At 51.6% G+C, this 20,382-nt stretch carries 18 protein-coding genes and 1 riboswitch; of the genes, 6 read left to right on the top strand and 12 right to left on the bottom strand.

Translation table 11 applies throughout. The features are described 5' to 3' along the window. Window position 1: 1 nt before the first annotated feature. From mraY to leuO, 12 genes are all read right to left on the bottom strand, one after another. Window positions 2-1,084 (bottom strand): phospho-N-acetylmuramoyl-pentapeptide-transferase, encoded by a 1,083-nt coding sequence (gene mraY, locus A1WG_RS08830; protein ID WP_000964135.1) that lies wholly within the window; start codon window positions 1,082-1,084, stop codon window positions 2-4. After that, on the bottom strand, window positions 1,078-2,436 hold the full coding sequence (murF, locus tag A1WG_RS08835; RefSeq protein ID WP_001517742.1) for a UDP-N-acetylmuramoyl-tripeptide--D-alanyl-D-alanine ligase: 1,359 nt from the start codon (window positions 2,434-2,436) through the stop codon (window positions 1,078-1,080). The genes mraY and murF overlap by 7 nt, the downstream gene beginning before the upstream one ends. Next, window positions 2,433-3,920, bottom strand: a complete 1,488-nt coding sequence (gene murE / locus A1WG_RS08840) for a UDP-N-acetylmuramoyl-L-alanyl-D-glutamate--2,6-diaminopimelate ligase (protein ID WP_000785156.1) — start codon at window positions 3,918-3,920, stop codon at window positions 2,433-2,435. The genes murF and murE overlap by 4 nt, the downstream gene beginning before the upstream one ends. Then, window positions 3,907-5,673: a peptidoglycan glycosyltransferase FtsI gene (gene ftsI, locus A1WG_RS08845; protein WP_000642204.1), complete on the bottom strand. Its 1,767-nt coding sequence runs from the start codon at window positions 5,671-5,673 to the stop codon at window positions 3,907-3,909. Before ftsI ends, murE begins: the two co-directional genes overlap by 14 nt. A 15-nt stretch (window positions 5,674-5,688) precedes the next feature. After that, the gene (gene ftsL, locus A1WG_RS08850; protein WP_000625658.1) at window positions 5,689-6,054 is read right to left on the bottom strand and encodes a cell division protein FtsL; all 366 of its coding nucleotides are present in this window, start codon (window positions 6,052-6,054) and stop codon (window positions 5,689-5,691) included. Next, entirely contained in the window at window positions 6,051-6,992 is a 942-nt protein-coding gene (rsmH, locus tag A1WG_RS08855) for a 16S rRNA (cytosine(1402)-N(4))-methyltransferase RsmH (RefSeq protein WP_000970467.1), read from the bottom strand. The genes ftsL and rsmH overlap by 4 nt, the downstream gene beginning before the upstream one ends. A gap of 1 nt (window position 6,993) precedes the next feature. Continuing rightward, on the bottom strand, window positions 6,994-7,452 hold the full coding sequence (gene mraZ, locus A1WG_RS08860; protein WP_000488289.1) for a division/cell wall cluster transcriptional repressor MraZ: 459 nt from the start codon (window positions 7,450-7,452) through the stop codon (window positions 6,994-6,996). 601 nt (window positions 7,453-8,053) lie between these two features. Continuing rightward, the gene (cra, locus tag A1WG_RS08865; RefSeq protein ID WP_001517741.1) at window positions 8,054-9,058 is read right to left on the bottom strand and encodes a catabolite repressor/activator; all 1,005 of its coding nucleotides are present in this window, start codon (window positions 9,056-9,058) and stop codon (window positions 8,054-8,056) included. 81 nt (window positions 9,059-9,139) lie between these two features. After that, window positions 9,140-9,226: a hypothetical protein gene (locus tag A1WG_RS24585; RefSeq protein WP_032141500.1), complete on the bottom strand. Its 87-nt coding sequence runs from the start codon at window positions 9,224-9,226 to the stop codon at window positions 9,140-9,142. A gap of 11 nt (window positions 9,227-9,237) precedes the next feature. Continuing rightward, window positions 9,238-9,729, bottom strand: coding sequence for an acetolactate synthase small subunit (gene ilvN / locus A1WG_RS08870; protein ID WP_001252744.1), 492 nt, complete (start codon window positions 9,727-9,729; stop codon window positions 9,238-9,240). Between the two features lie 2 nt (window positions 9,730-9,731). Beyond that, entirely contained in the window at window positions 9,732-11,456 is a 1,725-nt protein-coding gene (gene ilvI / locus A1WG_RS08875; RefSeq protein WP_000425629.1) for an acetolactate synthase 3 large subunit, read from the bottom strand. Between the two features lie 316 nt (window positions 11,457-11,772). After that, window positions 11,773-12,726, bottom strand: a complete 954-nt coding sequence (gene leuO, locus A1WG_RS08880) for a transcriptional regulator LeuO (RefSeq protein ID WP_001517740.1) — start codon at window positions 12,724-12,726, stop codon at window positions 11,773-11,775. Window positions 12,727-13,384: 658 nt separating this feature from the next. Between leuO and leuL the strand changes: the two genes are divergently transcribed. The 6 genes from leuL to sgrR all read left to right on the top strand — a co-directional run bounded on the left by leuL (window position 13,385) and on the right by sgrR (window position 20,248). Then, the gene (leuL, locus tag A1WG_RS0122025; RefSeq protein WP_032159451.1) at window positions 13,385-13,471 is read left to right on the top strand and encodes a leu operon leader peptide; all 87 of its coding nucleotides are present in this window, start codon (window positions 13,385-13,387) and stop codon (window positions 13,469-13,471) included. A 91-nt stretch (window positions 13,472-13,562) separates the two neighbouring features. Beyond that, window positions 13,563-15,134 (top strand): 2-isopropylmalate synthase, encoded by a 1,572-nt coding sequence (leuA, locus tag A1WG_RS08885; RefSeq protein ID WP_001517739.1) that lies wholly within the window; start codon window positions 13,563-13,565, stop codon window positions 15,132-15,134. After that, window positions 15,134-16,225 carry a 3-isopropylmalate dehydrogenase gene (leuB, locus tag A1WG_RS08890; RefSeq protein ID WP_000042367.1) on the top strand — a complete coding sequence of 364 codons (1,092 nt, stop codon included), beginning with the start codon at window positions 15,134-15,136 and terminating at the stop codon, window positions 16,223-16,225. Before leuA ends, leuB begins: the two co-directional genes overlap by 1 nt. Before the next feature lie 2 nt (window positions 16,226-16,227). Then, window positions 16,228-17,628: a 3-isopropylmalate dehydratase large subunit gene (gene leuC / locus A1WG_RS08895; RefSeq protein WP_001517738.1), complete on the top strand. Its 1,401-nt coding sequence runs from the start codon at window positions 16,228-16,230 to the stop codon at window positions 17,626-17,628. A gap of 10 nt (window positions 17,629-17,638) precedes the next feature. Beyond that, the gene (leuD, locus tag A1WG_RS08900; RefSeq protein ID WP_001517737.1) at window positions 17,639-18,244 is read left to right on the top strand and encodes a 3-isopropylmalate dehydratase small subunit; all 606 of its coding nucleotides are present in this window, start codon (window positions 17,639-17,641) and stop codon (window positions 18,242-18,244) included. Between the two features lie 348 nt (window positions 18,245-18,592). Further along, window positions 18,593-20,248, top strand: a complete 1,656-nt coding sequence (gene sgrR, locus A1WG_RS08905) for a DNA-binding transcriptional regulator SgrR (protein WP_001517736.1) — start codon at window positions 18,593-18,595, stop codon at window positions 20,246-20,248. 33 nt (window positions 20,249-20,281) lie between these two features. Beyond that, a riboswitch (TPP riboswitch) is annotated at window positions 20,282-20,381 on the top strand. Window position 20,382 lies beyond the last annotated feature (1 nt).

The raw sequence follows: 20,382 nt of genomic DNA, 5'->3' as shown, positions 1-20,382 counted from the left end.
ATTAACGCACCTTCAGCGTTGCCAGACCAATCAGGACCAGCATCAGCGAAATAATCCAGAAACGCACGATGACACGCGGTTCCGGCCAGCCTTTAAGTTCATAGTGGTGATGGATCGGCGCCATGCGGAAAATACGTTGCCCGCGCAGTTTAAAGGAGCCGACCTGCAAAATAACCGACAGGGTTTCGACAACAAACACGCCCCCCATAATCACCAGCAGGAATTCCTGACGCAGCAGCACAGCGATAATGCCCAACGCGCCACCTAACGCCAGCGAACCAACGTCGCCCATAAAGACCTGCGCGGGATAGGTGTTAAACCACAGGAAGCCCAGCCCTGCCCCGACTATCGCGGTGCAGACGATAACCAGCTCCCCGGCGTGTCGCAGATACGGTATATGTAAGTAGCTGGCAAAGTTCATGTTGCCGGTAGCCCAGGCCACCAGTGCAAAACCACCTGCGACAAAGACGGTCGGCATAATGGCCAGACCGTCGAGGCCATCGGTCAGGTTTACCGCGTTGCCCGTACCGACAATCACAAAATACGCCAGCAGGATATAAAACAAGCCTAACTGCGGCATCACATCTTTAAAGAACGGCACCACCAGTTGCGTTGCTGGCGTGTCTTTTCCTGCAAGATAAAGTGCGAAAGCAACGCCCAACGCAATCACCGACATCCAGAAATACTTCCAGCGCGCGATCAAACCTTTGGTGTCTTTGCGCACGACTTTGCGATAGTCATCAACAAAACCAATAATGCCGTAACCGACCAGCACCACCAGTACGCACCAGACATACGGGTTGGAGGGATAAGCCCACAAGATCACGGAGACGACAATCGCAGTCAGGATCATGATCCCACCCATGGTCGGCGTGCCGCGCTTACTGAAGTGTGATTCAGGGCCATCGTTACGAACAACCTGCCCGAAGGAGAGTTTTTGCAAATGAGCAATCATGCGCGGGCCCATCCACAATGAGATGAACAGCGCAGTCAGCAGGCTGACGATGGCGCGAAACGTCAGATAGGAAAAGACGTTAAAGCCGGAATAATATTTGACCAAATGTTCGGCCAGCCAAACTAACATGTCCCATTCTCCTGTAAAGCGCGTACTACCTCTTCCATGGCAGCACTACGTGAACCCTTAACTAAAATCGTAATCACCTGTTGCTCTGCAATCAGTGATTTAAGACGCGTAATCAACGCGGATTTATCAGCAAAATGTTCGCCAGCACCGCTGGCGGTGCTGATAGCATGGCTTTGCTTGCCCACGCTTAACACGCGGTCAATACCAGCCGCCTTCGCCGCTTCCCCCACCTGGACATGACAGGCATCACTTTCAGCACCCAGCTCGGCCATATCACCAACCACCAGCACGCGATAACCCGGCATTTCAGCCAGTACCTGAACTGCGGCGGTCATTGAGCCAACATTGGCGTTGTAGGAGTCGTCGAGCAGCAACTGGTTTTCCGCCAGTTGAATGGGGAACAGACGACCAGGAACAGCTTGCAGATTTGCCAGTCCCGTTTTGATGGCATCAAGCGTTGCACCCACGGACATGGAGAGCGCCGCGGCAGCCAACGCATTTGCGATATTGTGACGCCCCGGCAGCGGCAGCAGAACATCGACGCTACCTGTTGGGGTTTGCAGCGTAAATTCAGTACCATGTGAAGTCACATGGATATTGGTTGCGGTAAAATCGCTGTTGGCGGCATTTGGCGAAAAACGCCACACTTTGCGTGAGCCAATCACACTCTGCCAGTTCAGCCAGTCGTTGTTATCGGCATTCATGATAGCGATACCGTTTTCTGGCAGGCCGGTAAAGATTTCGCCTTTCGCTTTCGCGACACCCGCAAGCGAGCCGAAACCTTCCAGATGCGCAGCCGCCAGATTGTTGACCAGTGCGGCTTCCGGACGGGTCAGGCTAACAGTCCAGGCAATTTCGCCCTGATGGTTAGCGCCAAGCTCAATGACCGCGTAATCGTATTCCGGCGTTAAACGCAGCAGCGTCATTGGCACGCCGATGTCGTTGTTGAGATTGCCAGCCGTATAAAGCGTGTTGCCACACTGACTTAAAATCGCCGCGGTCATCTCTTTCACGGAGGTTTTACCGGAGGAACCGGTCAGGGCAACCACACGAGCAGGAACTTGCTGACGAACCCATGCTGCCAGTTCACCAAATGCCAGACGCGTATCGTTAACGATTAACTGTGGCAGGTCGATATCCAGCGGACGGCTAACCAGCAGCGCGCCCGCCCCTCCAGCTTTCGCCTGGTCGGCAAAATCATGGGCATCGAAACGTTCGCCTTTCAGGGCGACGAACAGACAGCCAGGCGTCAATTTACGGGTATCGGTGGTTACGGCGTCAAGGGTGATATCAGCCCCTTTCAGTTCGCCGTTGAGAATATTCGCCAGTTGGCTAAGGGTTACACTAATCATGCGATTACCCCCAACAAACGCGCCACCGTGACGCGATCGGAGTAGTCCAGACGCTGATTACCGACAATCTGGTAATCTTCATGGCCTTTACCCGCGACCAACACGACATCATTTTCTTTCGCCTGCATAACGGCGCACGTTACCGCTTCGGCGCGCCCTTCCATCACTTTGGCATGTCCGGCGTCTAACATCCCCGCCAGAATATCGTTGATGATGGCACGCGGCTCTTCAGTACGCGGGTTGTCATCCGTTACCACCGCCACGTCGGCAAACTCTTCAGCAATCGCCCCCATCAGTGGGCGCTTGCCTTTATCGCGATCGCCGCCACAGCCGAAGACGCACCACAGCTTACCCGCACAGTGCAGGCGCGCAGCCTGCAAGGCTTTTTCCAGCGCATCCGGAGTGTGAGCATAATCCACAACAACCGTCGGTTTGCCTGGCGCAGTGAACACTTCCATACGTCCGCAAACCGGTTGCAGACGCGCGGCGGTTTTCAGCAGGTCAGCTAATGGGTAACCGAGCGCCAGCAGCGTCGCCAGCGCCAGCAGCAGGTTACTAACGTTGAATGCGCCCATCAGGCGGCTTTCTATTTCCCCATCGCCCCAGCTTGAGGTGAAGCGAATGGTCGCACCGCTGTCGTGATAGTTCACGCCAGTCGCTTTCAACCAGCGGCCATGACAGTTCGGATTGATATTTTCTTCCATCGACACGGCAACCGCGTCCGGCAATTTTGCCAGCCAGCGGCGGCCTACTTCGTCATCAGCGTTGACAATCGCCTGACCGCAATGATGTTCGGAGTAAAGCAACCATTTCGCCGCTTCGTAGTGTTCCATATCACCATGATAATCAAGGTGATCGCGACTTAAGTTAGTAAAGACCGACGCCGCAAATTTCAATGCCGCCACACGGTGCTGTACCAGCCCGTGTGAGGAAACTTCCATTGCGCAAAAAGTCGCGCCCTGATCCACCAGCCCCGCCAGCTCATGCTGAACGTCGACTGCCGAACCGGTGGTATTTTCCGTCGGGATCACTTTACCCAGCAGGCCGTTACCAACAGTGCCCATTACCGCGCTGGTTTCACCAAGCAGTTGGCTCCATTGCGCCAGAAGCTGAGTCGTTGTGGTTTTACCGTTGGTGCCCGTTACGCCCACGAGACGTAGATTGTCAGAGGGTTCATGGTAAAAGCGACCCGCCAGTGCTGATAAACGCTCGTTGAGCTGACTGAGATAGATGACTGGTACACCGTGCATTTCACGGATTTCACCGTCGGTCGCCTCATCTTTCGCCTCTGCAATAATGGCAGCCACACCTTGCGCTATCGCCTGCGGGATATATCGACGCCCGTCCGCCTGATGACCTACTACAGCTACAAAGAGATCGCCCGACGCAGCCACACGGCTGTCAAGCGTCATCTCTCGCAGTGCTCGCGAAGGTGCGTCTGGCACCCACGGAGCAAGAAGGTCGCGCAAATTACGATCTGCCACCTGTCCCCTCGCCTTGATTAATCACAAATTCATTTTTATCACCCGTTGTCAGCGCATCCGGCTCGATGTTCATGGTGCGCAATACGCCGCCCATGATTGCACCAAAGACCGGCGCGGAAACGGCACCGCCGTAGTATTTACCCGCCTGCGGATCGTTGATAACAACAACCAGCGCGAAGCGCGGCTGACTCGCAGGCGCAACGCCTGCGGTATAAGCAATATATTTATTGATGTAGCGGCCATCCGGCCCGACCTTTTTCGCAGTACCGGTTTTAATAGCAATGCGATAGCCTTTAATCGCCGCCTTCACACCGCCACCGCCTGGTAGCGCCACGCTTTCCATCATATGTACCACGGTGCGGACAATGGATTCCGGGAAGACGCGCTCACCGGGAACCGGGGGGTCAACCTTGGTAATCGACAGCGGGCGATAAATGCCGTAGCTGCCGATGGTTGCGTAGACTCGCGCTAACTGTAACGGTGTTACCATTAGCCCGTAGCCGAAAGAGAAGGTGGCCCTCTCTATGTCAGACCACCGTTGTTTTTGAGGATATAAGCCACTGCGTTCTCCGACCAACCCCAAATTGGTCGCTTTTCCCAGTCCAAAACGTGAGTAAGTATCTACTAACGCTGAGGACGGCATCGCTAACGCCAGCTTGGAAACACCGACGTTACTCGACTTCTGTAAAACCCCGGTCAGGGTCAATTCGCTGTAGCGCGCCACGTCTTTGATTTCGTGGCCGTTAATTCGATAAGGAACGGTATTCAATACTGAGTTTTCCCGCACCACACCACGTTGCAACGCGGTCATCACCACCATCGGTTTAACCGTTGAGCCAGGTTCAAACACGTCGGTGATGGTACGGTTACGCATCGCCTCTTTCGGCGTGCCACTCAGATTGTTTGGGTTGTAAGACGGGCTGTTAGCCATCGCCAGCACTTCGCCGGTATTGACATCCACCAGCACGGCACTACCGGATTCTGCCTTGTTAAAGGCCACCGCGTTGTTCAGTTCGCGATAAACCAGCGCCTGCAGGCGTTCATCAATACTCAACGCAAGGTTGTGCGCCGCCTGGCTGTCGGTGGAAGAAATATCTTCAATTACGCGGCCGTAGCGGTCTTTACGCACAATACGCTCGCCCGGTTGCCCAGTGAGCCATTTATCAAAACTCTTCTCAACACCTTCAATCCCCTGGCTATCGACGTTGGTAAAGCCAATGAGGTGAGCGGTCACTTCGCCGGACGGATAGTAACGGCGGGATTCCTCACGCAGATGAATCCCCGGTAGTTTTAGTTTTTTGATGTAGTCAGCCATGTCAGGGTTAACCTGACGCGCCAGATAGATAAAACGTCCTTTCGGGTTGGCGTTAATGCGGGCTGAGAGCTGATCCAGCGGAATGTTAAGTGCGTTAGCGAGCGCCTTCCAGCGGTCACCGACGCTGATGCCGCCAGCGTCATGCACTTCTTTCGGGTCAGCCCAAATCGCTTTTACCGGTACGCTCACCGCTAACGGACGACCAGAGCGGTCGGTAATCATGCCGCGGGAGGTGGAGACTTGCTGAACGCGAAGAGAGCGCATATCGCCCTCTTTCACCAACATGTCCGGGGAGATAACCTGTAACCACGCTACGCGTCCCAGCAGAAAAGCCAGTGCCAGCAAAATACAGCCGCATAACAACGCAAAACGCCAACTGATAAAGTTGGCATGTTCTTCCTGACGTTTTGGTTTCTGCGTTTTCGCCGCTGCTTTCATGCGTCGCGTTTATCCTTATTTTTGCACTACAATATTTTCTTGTGATGGATCAACATGCTGCATCTGCAGCTTCTCTGTGGCGATCCTTTCCACCCGGCTATGGTCACCGAGCGCATTCTCTTCAAGAATCAGGTTGCGCCATTCAATGTCTAAAGCGTCTCGCTCCAGCACCAGTTGTTCGCGCTGAGCGGTCAGCAAACGGGTATGGTGCGCCGTGGTCACCACGGTCACCGCCGTCAAGATAATGCAAATGAACAGACAGAGTGGCAGCTTCCCGAACCGCAAAAGATCGTCACCGATAACGCCAGGCAAGGCATGGCGCTCGTGGCTTCCCATCGATCCTTTAACTTTGCTTAGAGCTTCTGTCACTCTGCTGATCATGCGTTCGTCCTCTCTGCAATACGCAGAACTGAACTTCGGGCACGAGGGTTCTCAGCCACCTCTTCTTCGCCCGGCATCAACTTGCCTAGTGCTCGCAACTGACGGCCACCCAATTTTTTGAGCTGCTCTTCGGTCATCGGTAACCCTGCCGGAACCTGCGGACCGCGACTGTTTTCACGCATAAAGCGTTTCACTATACGATCTTCCAGCGAATGAAAACTGATGATCGAAAGCCGCCCACCCGGGGCCAGTACGCTGAGCGAGCTTTTTAGCGCCTGCTCTATCTCCTCCAGTTCACTGTTCACCCAAATGCGCACCGCCTGGAAGGTACGGGTCGCGGGATGTTTGAATTTGTCCTTCACCGGGGTTGCCGCAGCAACGACTTCCGCCAGTTCTTTGGTACGGGTCATCGGCTGTTCGCGGTTACGCTCAACAATGGCGCGCGCAATGCGTTTGGCAAAACGCTCTTCGCCATAAGTTTTTAATACCCAGGCAATATCAGCTTCTTCTGCGCTTTGTAGCCACTCGGCGGCAGACTGGCCGCGTGTCGGATCCATACGCATGTCCAGCGGACCGTCGCGCATAAAGGAAAAACCGCGTTCTGCATCATCGAGTTGCGGTGAAGAGACACCAAGATCGAGAAGAATTCCGTCAATCTTGCCGATAAGATCACGCTCAGCGACGTATTCGCCCAGCGCGGAGAAAGGTCCATGTATGATGGAGAAGCGCGGATCATCAATAGTCTTTGCGACGGCGATAGCCTGCGGATCGCGATCGATTGCCAACAAACGCCCCTCTTCGCCAAGTTGCGAAAGGATCAGACGTGAGTGACCACCGCGACCGAAAGTCCCATCAATGTAAATGCCATCAGGACGGATATTGAGGCCGTTTACGGCTTCGTCCAGCAGCACCGTGGTGTGTTTATAGTTTTCCATCATTTTATAGAGACAAGTCCTGCAGTCGTTCCGACAAGCTTTCGGTAACAGACTGTTCAGCGTCGATATCTTCCCTGACCTGTTGATGCCAGGTTGTTTCATCCCACAGTTCAAACTTGTTGAACTGTCCAACCAACATCACTTCTTTTGTCAGCCCGGCATGTTGCCGCAGTACTGGCGCGATTAATAATCGACCTGCGCCATCCATCTGACATTCACTGGCATGGCCTAACAGAAGGCGCTGCACACGGCGCTCAACCGGGTTCATGCTCGACAGACGCGATAATTTTTGCTCGATAATTTCCCATTCAGGAAGGGGGTAAAGCAGCAGGCATGGGTGATGAATGTCAATGGTACATACCATTTGACCGGCAGCGTTCCCGAGCAGCTCTTCCCGATAACGGGTGGGCACCGATAAGCGCCCTTTACTGTCGAGATTGACTAACGTTGCTCCCCGGAACATGCCAGTCTTCCCCCAATTACCACTTTATCCCACAAATTCCCACTAAAAGGAGTTTACGGAGCGGAGGAAAAGCTTGTCAAGCCAGGAACATTCTTTACCGAAGCAAAAAACCCAATGTTTACGACTAATATCTGCATTGTTTAAAAATCGCCCAACGAACGAAGCAAATTAACGTCATGAATAGTTGTAAGAAAAATTCCCACTCATCATTACCATTTTAAAAACGACTCCATTTTCCTTAATGAAAATATAAAGTGTCAGTTTGCGACGCGAGCGGCATTTTAGGACATATCGCCCCCGGATAACAGTCCCTGTTGCGCGTGCACCGCGCCTGACACCAGTGGCTTTGTGTAAAAGTTTAGAAAAGTGTTTGTTTAATCGGCAATTGACGATTTGCATGTAACAAAATAATGCAATCGCAACCTGGCGTTACGCCTTAATTATCATTAGGCACAAAGAATGAAGTTAATTGGGGAGATATTTCGAAGGTCTTATGGATAATTGTCAGGAATAGTCTTATTTACATAAAGGATATTGATGTCCAATTACGTACTCAATGCGCCAGCGACAATCCGCTGACGCATCATTTTCTGTTTAACGCTTAGCTACGGCTGAGGATGCCACGGCGATAGAGATTTCGTTTGATGCGCGTTAAGCCCGGTTTTGGCTTACGCGGCTCATCCAGGCTCGCCAGGACAATCTCCAGCACGCGTTCTGCGACATCACGATGACGCTGAGCCACCGCCAGCACTGGGCATTGTAAGAAGTCGAGCAATTCGTTATCGCCAAAGGTCGCAATCGCCAGATCGGAAGGAAGTTTGCCATCGCGGCGCAACGTAACATCCATAACCCCCTGCAACAATGCAAAAGAGGTAGTAAACAGCGCCTGCGGCATCGGATGCGTTTCCAGCCATTTTTCGAATAGCTGGGCAGCGGCTTCCCGCTCATAGCTGTTGGCATAAAGAAAATGCACTTCGCGCGGATCATCTTTCCAGGCCGTGCGGAAACCCTGTTCACGCAGGAAGCTGACAGAAAGCTCCGGCAGTGCACCAAGATAAAGCACTGTCTCGGCCGGAAACTTACGTAACTCTTCCGCCAACATTTCAGCATCATCCTGGTCAGCGCCAACGACGCTGGTAAAGTGTTCACGATCAAGCGCACGATCCAGCGCGACAATCGGGAACGGGTCGTTAGCCCAGCGTTGATAGAAAGGATGCTCTGGCGGCAGCGACGTCGAAACAATGATGGCATCGACCTGACGCTGTAAAAGATGCTCAATACAACGCATTTCGTTGTCTGGCTGATCTTCGGAACAGGCAATTAATAGCTGATAACCACGTTGCCGCGCCTGGCGTTCAAGATAGTTAGCAATACGGGTGTAACTTGTGTTCTCCAGATCGGGGATCACAAGACCAATAGAACGTGTGCGTCCAGCACGAAGCCCAGCCGCCACGGCATTCGGGTGGTAATTGTGCTCACGCACCACAGCCATGACTTTTTCAACGGTTTTGTCGCTCACACGGTATTGCTTCGCTTTGCCGTTAATAACATAGCTTGCAGTGGTCCGCGATACTCCCGCCAGCCGAGCGATTTCATCCAGTTTCACAATTGCCCCTTGCGTAAAATGTAAAAACCATAACCATTGTACTGGTATGGATTAAATTCATTAACATCTAAGCGCAGAAAATTAACTGCGGCAACTGCTTTTATTCCAGGTTCCTACTGAATTCGCAAAAAAAGCCCAACGTGACATGCTGGGCTGTAAATTGCGCATTGAGATCATTCTTAACGCATTATTTTATCGCCGCGTGAAAGTCCGACAACGCCGGAGCGGGCAACTTCAACAATTTTCGCCACATCGCGAATCGATGCTAAAAATGCATCGAGTTTATCGCTGGTTCCCGCCAGTTGAACGGTATAAAGCGACGGTGTGACATCGATAATTTGCCCACGGAATATTTCCGTATTGCGTTTCACTTCGTCACGTCCGTAGCCGCTGGCCTGAATTTTCACCAGCATAATTTCCCGCTCAACGTGCGCGCCCTGCCCCAGTTCGCTCACGCGCAAGACATCGACCAGCTTGTGTAATTGCTTTTCGATCTGCTCAAGCACTTTTTCATCGCCCACGGTCTGGATAGTCATGCGCGATAATGTCGGATCGTCGGTTGGCGCAACGGTCAGACTTTCAATGTTATAGCCACGCTGGGAAAAAAGGCCGATCACACGGGATAACGCGCCTGATTCATTTTCGAGTAATACTGATAATATCCGGCGCATAATCAGGTTCTCTCCGTTTTGCTTAACCACATTTCATCCATTCCCCCCCCGCGAATATGCATCGGGTAGACATGCTCACTGCCATCAACGGTGACATCAACAAACACCAGACGGTTATTACCTACCTGCTCAAGTGCCTCGCTCAGTTTGCTTTCCAGCTCATCCGGACGTGAAATTTGGATACCCACATGGCCATAGGCTTCTGCCAGACGGACGAAATCTGGTAGCGACTGCATATAAGATTGTGAATGACGGCCGGAATAGATCATGTCCTGCCATTGCTTCACCATCCCCAGGTAGCGGTTATTGAGATTCACCACCAGCACCGGCAGTTCATATTGCAAGGCTGTAGACAGTTCCTGAATGTTCATCTGAATACTGCCATCGCCAGTGACGCAGACCACAGTTTCTCCCGGCAGTGCCATTTTGACGCCCAGCGCCGCAGGTAAACCAAAGCCCATAGTGCCGAGGCCGCCGGAGTTGATCCAGCGACGCGGTTTATCGAAAGGATAATAAAGCGCGGCGAACATCTGGTGTTGCCCGACATCGGACGTCACATAAGCGTCCCCCTTCGTCAGTCGCCAGAGCGTCTCGATCACCGCCTGCGGTTTAATGCTTTCACTGTGGGTATCATATTTCAGGCACTGGCGAGCGCGCCACTGTTCAATTTGCTGCCACCAGTCGCGGATCTCATCCAGAGGTTGCGAAGAGGTTTCTTGCGGTAACAATTCCAGCATTTGCTCCAACACCAGACGCGCATCGCCAACGATCGGGATGTCGGCGGTCACGGTTTTTGAGATCGAGGTAGGATCGATATCAATATGTAACACTGTCGCATTTGGGCAGTACTTTGCCAGATTGTTAGTGGTGCGATCATCAAAGCGTACACCAACCGCAAAAATGACATCGGCATTATGCATCGTCATATTAGCTTCGTAAGTGCCGTGCATTCCCAGCATTCCCAAGGCCTGACGATGCGTTGCCGGAAACACACCTAATCCCATTAATGACGAGACGACAGGAAGATTAAGTTGCTCAATAATCTGTTTGAGTTGTTGATGGCAACCCGCAGTCACTGCGCCACCGCCAACGTAAATTACCGGTTTTTTCGCCGCCACCAGCGTTTGCAGCGCGCGTTTAATCTGCCCCTTATGGCCCAGCGTTGTTGGGTTATAAGAGCGCATACTGACCGACTCCGGCCAGACGTACGGTAATTTGTTCGCCGGATTAAGAATGTCTTTCGGTAAATCAACCACCACAGGCCCAGGACGACCGCTTGCCGCCAGCCAGAATGCCTTTTTCAGCACCTGCGGTATATCTTCCGTTTGCTTAACCAGAAAACTGTGTTTAACCACCGGCCGGGAAATTCCCACCATGTCACACTCCTGAAAGGCATCGTAACCTATCAGCGAGGTTGCTACCTGCCCGGAAAGGATAACCAGCGGAATGGAGTCCATATAGGCAGTGGCGATACCAGTAATTGCGTTGGTGGCCCCAGGGCCCGATGTCACCAGCACAACGCCCACTTCTCCGGTCGCGCGCGCCAGACCATCGGCCATATGCACTGCCGCCTGTTCATGACGAACTAATACGTGATCAATACCGCCCACGGTATGCAATGCATCGTAAATATCAAGGACTGCGCCTCCGGGGTAACCGAATACTTGTTTAACGCCCTGATCGATAAGCGATCGGACGACCATCTCGGCTCCAGACAACATCTCCATGGCTTGCCTCACTGTTTGGCGGAAAAAATGTGTAAAACACATTAACCGTCCGATCTTGCTTAAGCAATTGACAGGCAGAGTCACAAGCGTGAATAAATAAGAATAAACAGGAGGAAAGGAGAAAATAAACGATAAAATACTCCAGAATGGCGGACAGAATTGATAATAAATCGGCTAAATCTGCCTCGTTACAGCAATTTCTCTATTTTTTTATTATTTCTAATATCAGGGGAACATGCATTCAGAATAAAATTCTACATTGAATAAAAAATGCAGAATAAACCAGAGATGCACACCTGATTTACTCTGCCTCTGCTTAACGTTTACAAATAGAGACTAATTGCTCTTCCATCCATTGATGACCTTTATCACGCCCGGCTGCCTCATGCCAGGAGAGGTAACAGGTTCTGCTATTTTGTTTTAATGGCAGCGGTAATATCTGCAATTCTAAGGATTCAGCAAACTCCTCAGCCAGCCAACGAGGCGCAATAGCGACAAGATGCGTTTGTGACACCACGCTAAGGACGCTCATCATTGCCATTCCCTGATAAGCGATACTGGCTTGTTTATCTACTGTGTCGTACCACGGTTGACTAAACGACGCGAAACGGTCGAGCGAAACTGCCGCATGTTGTTCGTTATAAACATCATGTTTCAGTAATGGGCCGTTAATCGTCGGATGCTTCTTACTGGCTACCAGTACCATTTCATCTTTAAATAATGGAACGCTGGTAAATTCAGGACGATGGAAGTCTTCATAACTAATAACGAACTCTGTTTCCTGATAACGGAGTTGATGTTCGGTGTTCTGATTTAATGAAGACTTGAATATCACATGAATATTTGGCGCAATTTGCTCAATGTGATTATAAATCTGCGAGGTCAGAATGCTATCTAACGGGCTGCAAACGCAGAGATGGAATACGCGCTCGCTGCTGGAAGGCTCAAACCCTGAACCCGGTAACTCGTTTTGTACTAATTGCAGCGCCTGACGCACAGAGCCAAAAAGCTGAAATGCGCGGGCAGTCGGTTGGATGCCACGACCATAACGAACAAACAACTCGTCATTAAACATCACCTTCAGGCGTGCAACAGCATTACTGACCGCAGGTTGCGACATTCCCAGAACATGCGCGGCACGAGTAATATTCTGCTCCTGCATCACAGCATCGAAAACGGTTAATAAGTTTAAATCGACCATACGCAACTGTGGCTTGCTTAACTCCACAATCTCCGCAATCTCTGGATGATCTGTTTTTACCTCTGACATACTTAACTCCACTGTCACACTTAACTCCCTTTCCCTTATTGGAATGCAGAGAAATAATCCTGAAAAATATGATTTACCATGCATATAAAATAAGAAGAAGGAAAATGAGTAAAATTAGGAAAACATAAAGATAAGGGTTCTGATAAAAACAGAATCCATTGCCGTGCGAAGAGTCATTCATCACAGCTTAATAATCCATAATGTTTTTGTTGCGAAAACATTCTAATCATAACCACCGCGAATACTCAATCATCTAAAAAATGGATTAATTGTGCTAATTTAATGCTTATTTTATGCGTTTAATATATTAATCCTTAACATTAATCGATCAATAATATTCACTAAATCAATATAAAAACATTCGTACAGCATATAATTCAATACAAATCATCAGGATAGTTGCGGTAGCGAGCAAGTTTTACTCTTTCTTACCTCGTTGATTAAATGCAATAAATTATTCTGAAGTATGTCTACCAATGAAAAGTATGAGCGGTTAAACAGAAATTAATATCGACTGTTTTTACTCTTGCAGCACAATTAGCTAATTTGACGCATACAGAACTCTCGCTGGTGAACCGTTTTTGTTGCATCAGGGTTGACATCCGTTTTTGTATCCAGTAACTCTAAAAGCATATCGCATTCATCCGGAGCTGATTTAATGACTCACATCGTTCGCTTTAACGGTCTACTACTACTAAACGCATCTTCTTTGCGCGGTAGACGAGTGAACGGCATCCAGCATTAAGCCAGCACGCAGTCAGACAAAAAACCCGCGCATTGCGCGGGTTTTTTTATGCCCGAAGCGAAGCGCCCTAAAAGAGACAAGGATCCAAACTATGAGCCAGCAAGTCATTATTTTCGATACCACATTGCGCGACGGTGAACAGGCGTTACAGGCAAGCTTGAGTGCGAAAGAAAAACTGCAAATTGCGCTGGGCCTTGAGCGAATGGGGGTTGACGTGATGGAAGTCGGTTTCCCCGTCTCTTCGCCGGGCGATTTCGAATCGGTGCAAACCATTGCTCGCCAGGTCAAAAATAGCCGCGTTTGTGCGTTAGCCCGTTGCGTGGAAAAAGATATCGACGTGGCGGCAGAATCCCTGAAAGTTGCCGAAGCCTTCCGTATTCATACCTTTATTGCCACCTCCCCAATGCACATTGCCACCAAGCTGCGCAGCACGCTGGATGAGGTGATCGAACGCGCCATCTATATGGTGAAACGTGCACGCAATTACACCGATGATGTTGAATTTTCTTGCGAAGACGCCGGACGCACACCGATTGCCGATCTGGCGCGAGTGGTCGAAGCAGCAATTAACGCCGGTGCCACTACCATCAACATCCCGGACACCGTGGGCTATACCATGCCATTTGAGTTCGCCGGAATCATCAGCGGTCTGTATGAACGCGTACCAAACATCGATAAAGCCATTATTTCCGTACACACTCACGATGATTTAGGCCTGGCGGTCGGCAACTCGCTGTCGGCGGTACATGCCGGAGCACGGCAGGTAGAAGGTGCGATGAACGGGATCGGTGAACGCGCGGGTAACTGTTCGCTGGAAGAAGTGATCATGGCGATCAAAGTGCGTAAGGATATTCTCAACGTCCACACCGCCATTAATCACCAGGAGATATGGCGCACCAGTCAGTTAGTTAGCCAGATTTGCAATATGCCGATCCCGGCAAACAAAGCCATTGTTGGCAGCGGCGCGTTCGCACACTCCTCCGGTATTCATCAGGATGGCGTGCTGAAAAATCGCGAAAACTACGAAATCATGACACCAGAATCTATTGGTCTGAACCAAATCCAGTTAAATCTGACCTCTCGTTCTGGTCGTGCGGCAGTAAAACACCGCATGGATGAGATGGGATATAAAGAAAGTGAATATAATTTAGACAATCTGTACGACGCTTTCCTGAAACTGGCAGATAAAAAAGGCCAGGTATTTGATTACGACCTGGAGGCTCTGGCCTTTATTGGTAAACAGCAAGAAGAACCGGAACACTTCCGTCTGGATTACTTCAGTGTGCAGTCGGGTTCTAACGATATCGCCACTGCCGCCGTCAAACTGGCCTGTGGCGAGGAAGTCAAAGCAGAAGCCGCCAACGGTAATGGCCCGGTCGATGCCGTCTACCAGGCGATTAACCGTATCACTGACTACAACGTCGAACTGGTGAAATACAGCCTGACCGCCAAAGGCCACGGTAAAGATGCGCTGGGTCAGGTGGATATCGTCGCTAACTACAACGGTCGCCGCTTCCACGGCGTCGGCCTGGCCACCGATATTGTCGAGTCCTCCGCCAAAGCAATGGTGCACGTGCTGAACAATATCTGGCGCGCCGCAGAAGTCGAAAAAGAGTTACAACGCAAAGCTCAACACAACGAAAACAACAAGGAAACCGTGTGATGTCGAAGAATTACCATATTGCTGTTTTACCTGGGGATGGGATCGGGCCGGAAGTCATGACCCAGGCCCTGAAAGTACTGGATGCCGTGCGTAACCGCTTTGCGATGCGTATCACCACCAGCCATTACGATGTTGGCGGCGCAGCCATTGATAACCACGGGCAGCCGTTGCCGCCAGCGACGGTTGAAGGCTGTGAACAAGCCGATGCCGTACTGTTTGGCTCGGTAGGTGGCCCGAAGTGGGAGCATTTGCCGCCAGACCAACAACCAGAACGCGGCGCGCTGTTACCTCTGCGTAAACATTTCAAATTATTCAGCAATCTGCGCCCGGCAAAACTGTATCAGGGGCTGGAAGCATTCTGTCCGCTGCGTGCTGATATTGCCGCTAACGGCTTCGACATCCTGTGCGTGCGTGAGTTAACCGGCGGCATCTATTTCGGTCAACCGAAAGGCCGTGAAGGTAGCGGTCAGTATGAAAAAGCGTTTGATACCGAGGTGTATCACCGTTTTGAGATCGAGCGCATTGCCCGCATCGCGTTTGAATCTGCCCGCAAACGTCGCCGCAAAGTCACGTCAATCGACAAAGCCAACGTGCTGCAATCCTCTATTTTATGGCGGGAGATCGTTAACGAGATCGCCATTGAATATCCGGATGTTGAACTGGCACATATGTACATCGACAACGCCACCATGCAGTTGATTAAAGATCCGTCGCAATTTGACGTGCTGCTGTGCTCCAACCTGTTTGGTGACATTCTTTCTGACGAATGCGCGATGATTACCGGTTCGATGGGGATGTTGCCTTCCGCCAGCCTGAACGAACAAGGTTTTGGTCTGTATGAACCGGCAGGCGGCTCTGCGCCGGATATCGCAGGCAAAAACATCGCTAACCCAATTGCGCAAATTCTGTCGCTGGCGCTGCTGTTGCGCTACAGCCTGGATGCCGATGATGCGGCTTCCGCTATTGAACGCGCCATTAACCGCGCATTAGAAGAAGGCATTCGCACCGGAGATTTGGCCCGTGGCGCTGCCGCCGTAAGTACCGATGAAATGGGCGATATCATTGCCCGCTATGTGGCAGAAGGGGTGTAATTATGGCTAAGACGTTATACGAAAAATTGTTCGACGCTCATGTAGTTTACGAAGCTGAAAACGAAACCCCGCTGTTATATATCGACCGCCATCTGGTGCATGAAGTGACGTCACCGCAGGCGTTTGATGGTCTGCGCACCCACGGACGCCCGGTACGTCAGCCAGCTAAAACTTTCGCCACTATGGACCACAACGTCTCGACCCAGACCAAAGACATTAATGCCTGCGGAGAAATGGCGCGCATCCAGATGCAGGAGCTGATCAAAAACTGCAAAGATTTTGGCGTCGAGCTGTATGACCTGAATCACCCGTATCAGGGAATTGTCCACGTGATGGGGCCAGAACAAGGCGTCACCTTACCGGGAATGACCATTGTTTGCGGCGACTCGCATACCGCCACCCACGGCGCGTTTGGCGCACTGGCGTTTGGCATCGGTACTTCCGAAGTTGAACACGTGCTGGCAACGCAAACCCTGAAGCAGGGTCGTGCGAAGACCATGAAAATTGAAGTCCAGGGTAAAGCCGCACCAGGAATTACTGCGAAAGATATCGTGCTGGCAATTATCGGTAAAACCGGCAGTGCAGGCGGCACCGGGCATGTGGTGGAGTTTTGCGGTGAAGCAATCCGTGATTTAAGCATGGAAGGTCGCATGACCCTGTGCAATATGGCAATCGAAATGGGCGCAAAAGCCGGTCTGGTTGCGCCGGACGAAACCACCTTTAACTATGTCAAAGGCCGTCTTCATGCGCCGAAAGGCAAAGATTTCGACGACGCCGTCGCCTACTGGAAAACACTGCAAACCGACGAAGGTGCAACTTTCGATACCGTTGTCACTCTGCAAGCAGAAGAGATTGCGCCGCAAGTCACCTGGGGCACCAACCCAGGCCAGGTGATCTCCGTGAACGACAATATTCCCGATCCCGCTTCGTTTGCCGATCCGGTTGAGCGCGCGTCAGCAGAAAAAGCGTTGGCCTATATGGGGCTGAAACCGGGTATTCCGCTGACCGAAGTCGCTATCGATAAAGTGTTTATCGGTTCCTGCACCAACTCACGTATTGAAGATTTACGTGCAGCGGCGGAAATCGCCAAAGGGCGGAAAGTTGCGCCAGGCGTTCAGGCACTGGTCGTTCCCGGCTCTGGCCCGGTAAAAGCGCAGGCAGAAGCAGAAGGGCTGGACAAAATTTTTATTGAAGCGGGTTTTGAATGGCGCTTGCCTGGCTGCTCAATGTGTCTGGCGATGAACAACGATCGCCTGAATCCGGGCGAGCGTTGTGCCTCCACCAGCAACCGTAACTTTGAAGGCCGCCAGGGGCGCGGCGGGCGCACGCATCTGGTTAGCCCGGCAATGGCGGCCGCCGCTGCCGTCACCGGTCATTTCGCTGACATTCGCAACATTAAATAAGGAGCACACCATGGCAGAGAAATTTATCAAACACACAGGCCTGGTTGTTCCATTGGATGCCGCCAATGTCGACACTGATGCCATTATCCCGAAACAGTTTTTGCAGAAAGTGACGCGCACTGGTTTTGGCGCGCATCTGTTTAACGACTGGCGTTTTCTGGATGAAAAAGGCCAACAGCCAAACCCGGACTTCGTGCTGAATTTCCCACAATATCAGGGCGCTTCCATTTTACTGGCGCGGGAAAACTTCGGCTGTGGCTCCTCGCGTGAGCACGCTCCCTGGGCGCTGACCGATTACGGATTTAAGGTGGTGATTGCGCCCAGTTTCGCGGACATCTTCTACGGCAACAGCTTTAACAACCAGTTGCTGCCGGTGAAATTAAGCGATGCCGAAGTGGACGAGCTGTTTACACTGGTGCAGGCTAATCCGGGAATTCACTTCGACGTGGATCTGGAAGCGCAAGAGGTGAAAGCGGGGAATAAAACTTATCGTTTTACCATCGATGCCTTCCGCCGCCACTGCATGATGAACGGTCTCGATAGCATCGGTCTGACGTTGCAGCACGGCGATGCCATTGCTGATTATGAAGAGAAGCAACCGGCGTTTATGCGCTAGTTTTATGAGTCGGATAAGGCATTCACGCCGCATCCGGCACTCAATCGCCAAAAAGAAAAAAGCCAGCAGGTATTCACTGCTGGCGTGGCGATTAACACCAATACTCAGTCACACATGATGTCTGCAGATCAGTAGTCAGAATGACTCCCCTCCCACTGCATCAGTTATTCAAGCATGGCTAATCGTTGTGGAACGCTTAACCAACTCAGTCAGCACATCATTGCTGTCATTGCAAAATAGTGCCGATAAAACTGACGAATGGGATACCTCCTTGCTTCATCGTTAAGAATTATTGACTTAATATAGGGATAATAAAATTGCTGACTTTTGCGCAGGAGTTCCCCTTTTATGCCTTCAGGTCGTCTGCAACAACAGTTCATCCGGCTGTGGCAATGCTGCGAGGGTAAATCGCAGAACACGACGCTCAACGAACTGGCAGAGTTATTGAGCTGTTCCCGCCGTCATATGCGCACCCTGCTAAACACCATGCAGGATCGTGGCTGGCTGACGTGGGAGGCGGAGGTTGGCCGCGGTAAACGCTCGCGTTTGACCTTCCTCTACACCGGACTTGCGCTTCAGCAACAGCGGGCGGAGGATCTGCTGGAACAGGATCGTATCGATCAACTGGTGCAACTCGTCGGTGATAAAACCGCTGTGCGGCAAATGTTGGTTTCCCATCTGGGGCGTAGCTTCCGCCAGGGGCGGCACATTCTGCGCGTGCTCTACTATCGTCCGTTGCGTAATCTGCTACCTGGCAGCGCATTACGCCGTTCCGAAACGCATATCGCCCGGCAAATCTTCAGTGCGTTAACCCGCATAAATGAGGAAAATGGGGAACTGGAGGCGGACATTGCCCACCACTGGCAACAAATTTCCCCACTTCACTGGCGTTTCTTTTTACGTCCCGGTATCCAATTTCATCATGGCCGTGAGCTGGAAATGGACGATGTCATCGCCTCTTTGAAACGGCTCAATACGCAGCCGCTCTATTCCCACATTGCTGAAATTGTTTCGCCAACGCCCTGGACGCTGGATATCCATCTTACGCAGCCCGATCGTTGGTTGCCGTTACTACTGGGGCAAGTTCCGGCGATGATCCTGCCGCGGGAATGGGAAACCATCAGCAACTTTGCCAGTCATCCGATCGGCACCGGTCCGTATGCGGTAATGCGTAACAGCGCCAATCAGTTGAAAATTCAGGCATTCGATGACTTCTTCGGTTATCGGGCACTCATCGATGAAGTTAACGTCTGGGTTCTGCCGGAAATTGCCGACGAGCCAGCCGGAGGGCTAATGCTGAAAGGGCCGCAGGGTGAGGAAAAAGAGATTGAAAGCCGCCTGGAAGAAGGTTGCTACTATTTACTGTTCGACAGCCGCACCCATCGCGGGGCGAATCAGCAAGTCAGAGACTGGGTAAGCTACGTTCTTTCTCCGAGCAATCTGGTCTACTTCGCGGAAGAACAGTACCAGCAACTCTGGTTCCCGGCCTACGGACTGCTCCCCCGTTGGCACCATGCCCGCCCCACGCATTGCGAAAAACCCGCCGGGCTGGAAAGCCTTACCCTGACCTTTTATCAGGATCATATTGAACATCGGGTAATTGCCAGGATCATGCAGCAAATTCTGGCGAGCCATCAGGTAACGCTTAACATCAACGAGATCAGCTACGATCAGTGGCATGCGGGAGAGATCGAAAGCGATATCTGGCTTAACAGCGCCAACTTTACGCTGCCGCTGGATTTTTCGCTGTTCGCGCATTTGTGCGAAGTGCCGCTGCTACAACACTGTATTCCGATCGACTGGCAAGCCGATGCCGCGCGCTGGCGCAATGGCGAGATGAACCTGGCGAACTGGTGCCAGCAGTTAGTGACCAGCAAAGCGATGGTGCCATTGATCCATCACTGGCTGATCATTCAGGGGCAACGCAGTATGCGCGGCCTGCGCATGAATACCCTTGGATGGTTCGATTTTAAATCAGCGTGGTTTGCACCGCCGGATCCATGATTGCTGGTTGATAACAAACTCACTACACTAACGCCGTTCTCAACGGGGTGCCACGCAAATGCGTGCGCTGAGAAAATACCCGTCGAACCTGATCCGGATAACGCCGGCGAAGGGATTTGAGGCTCCTTCTCAAG

Origin of the sequence: Escherichia sp. KTE96 (genome assembly GCF_000408525.1) — a bacterium.
GTDB lineage: Bacteria > Pseudomonadota > Gammaproteobacteria > Enterobacterales > Enterobacteriaceae > Escherichia > Escherichia marmotae.
Note: the sequence above shows the minus strand (reverse complement) of the source record. Positions and strands in the feature narration are given on the sequence as shown.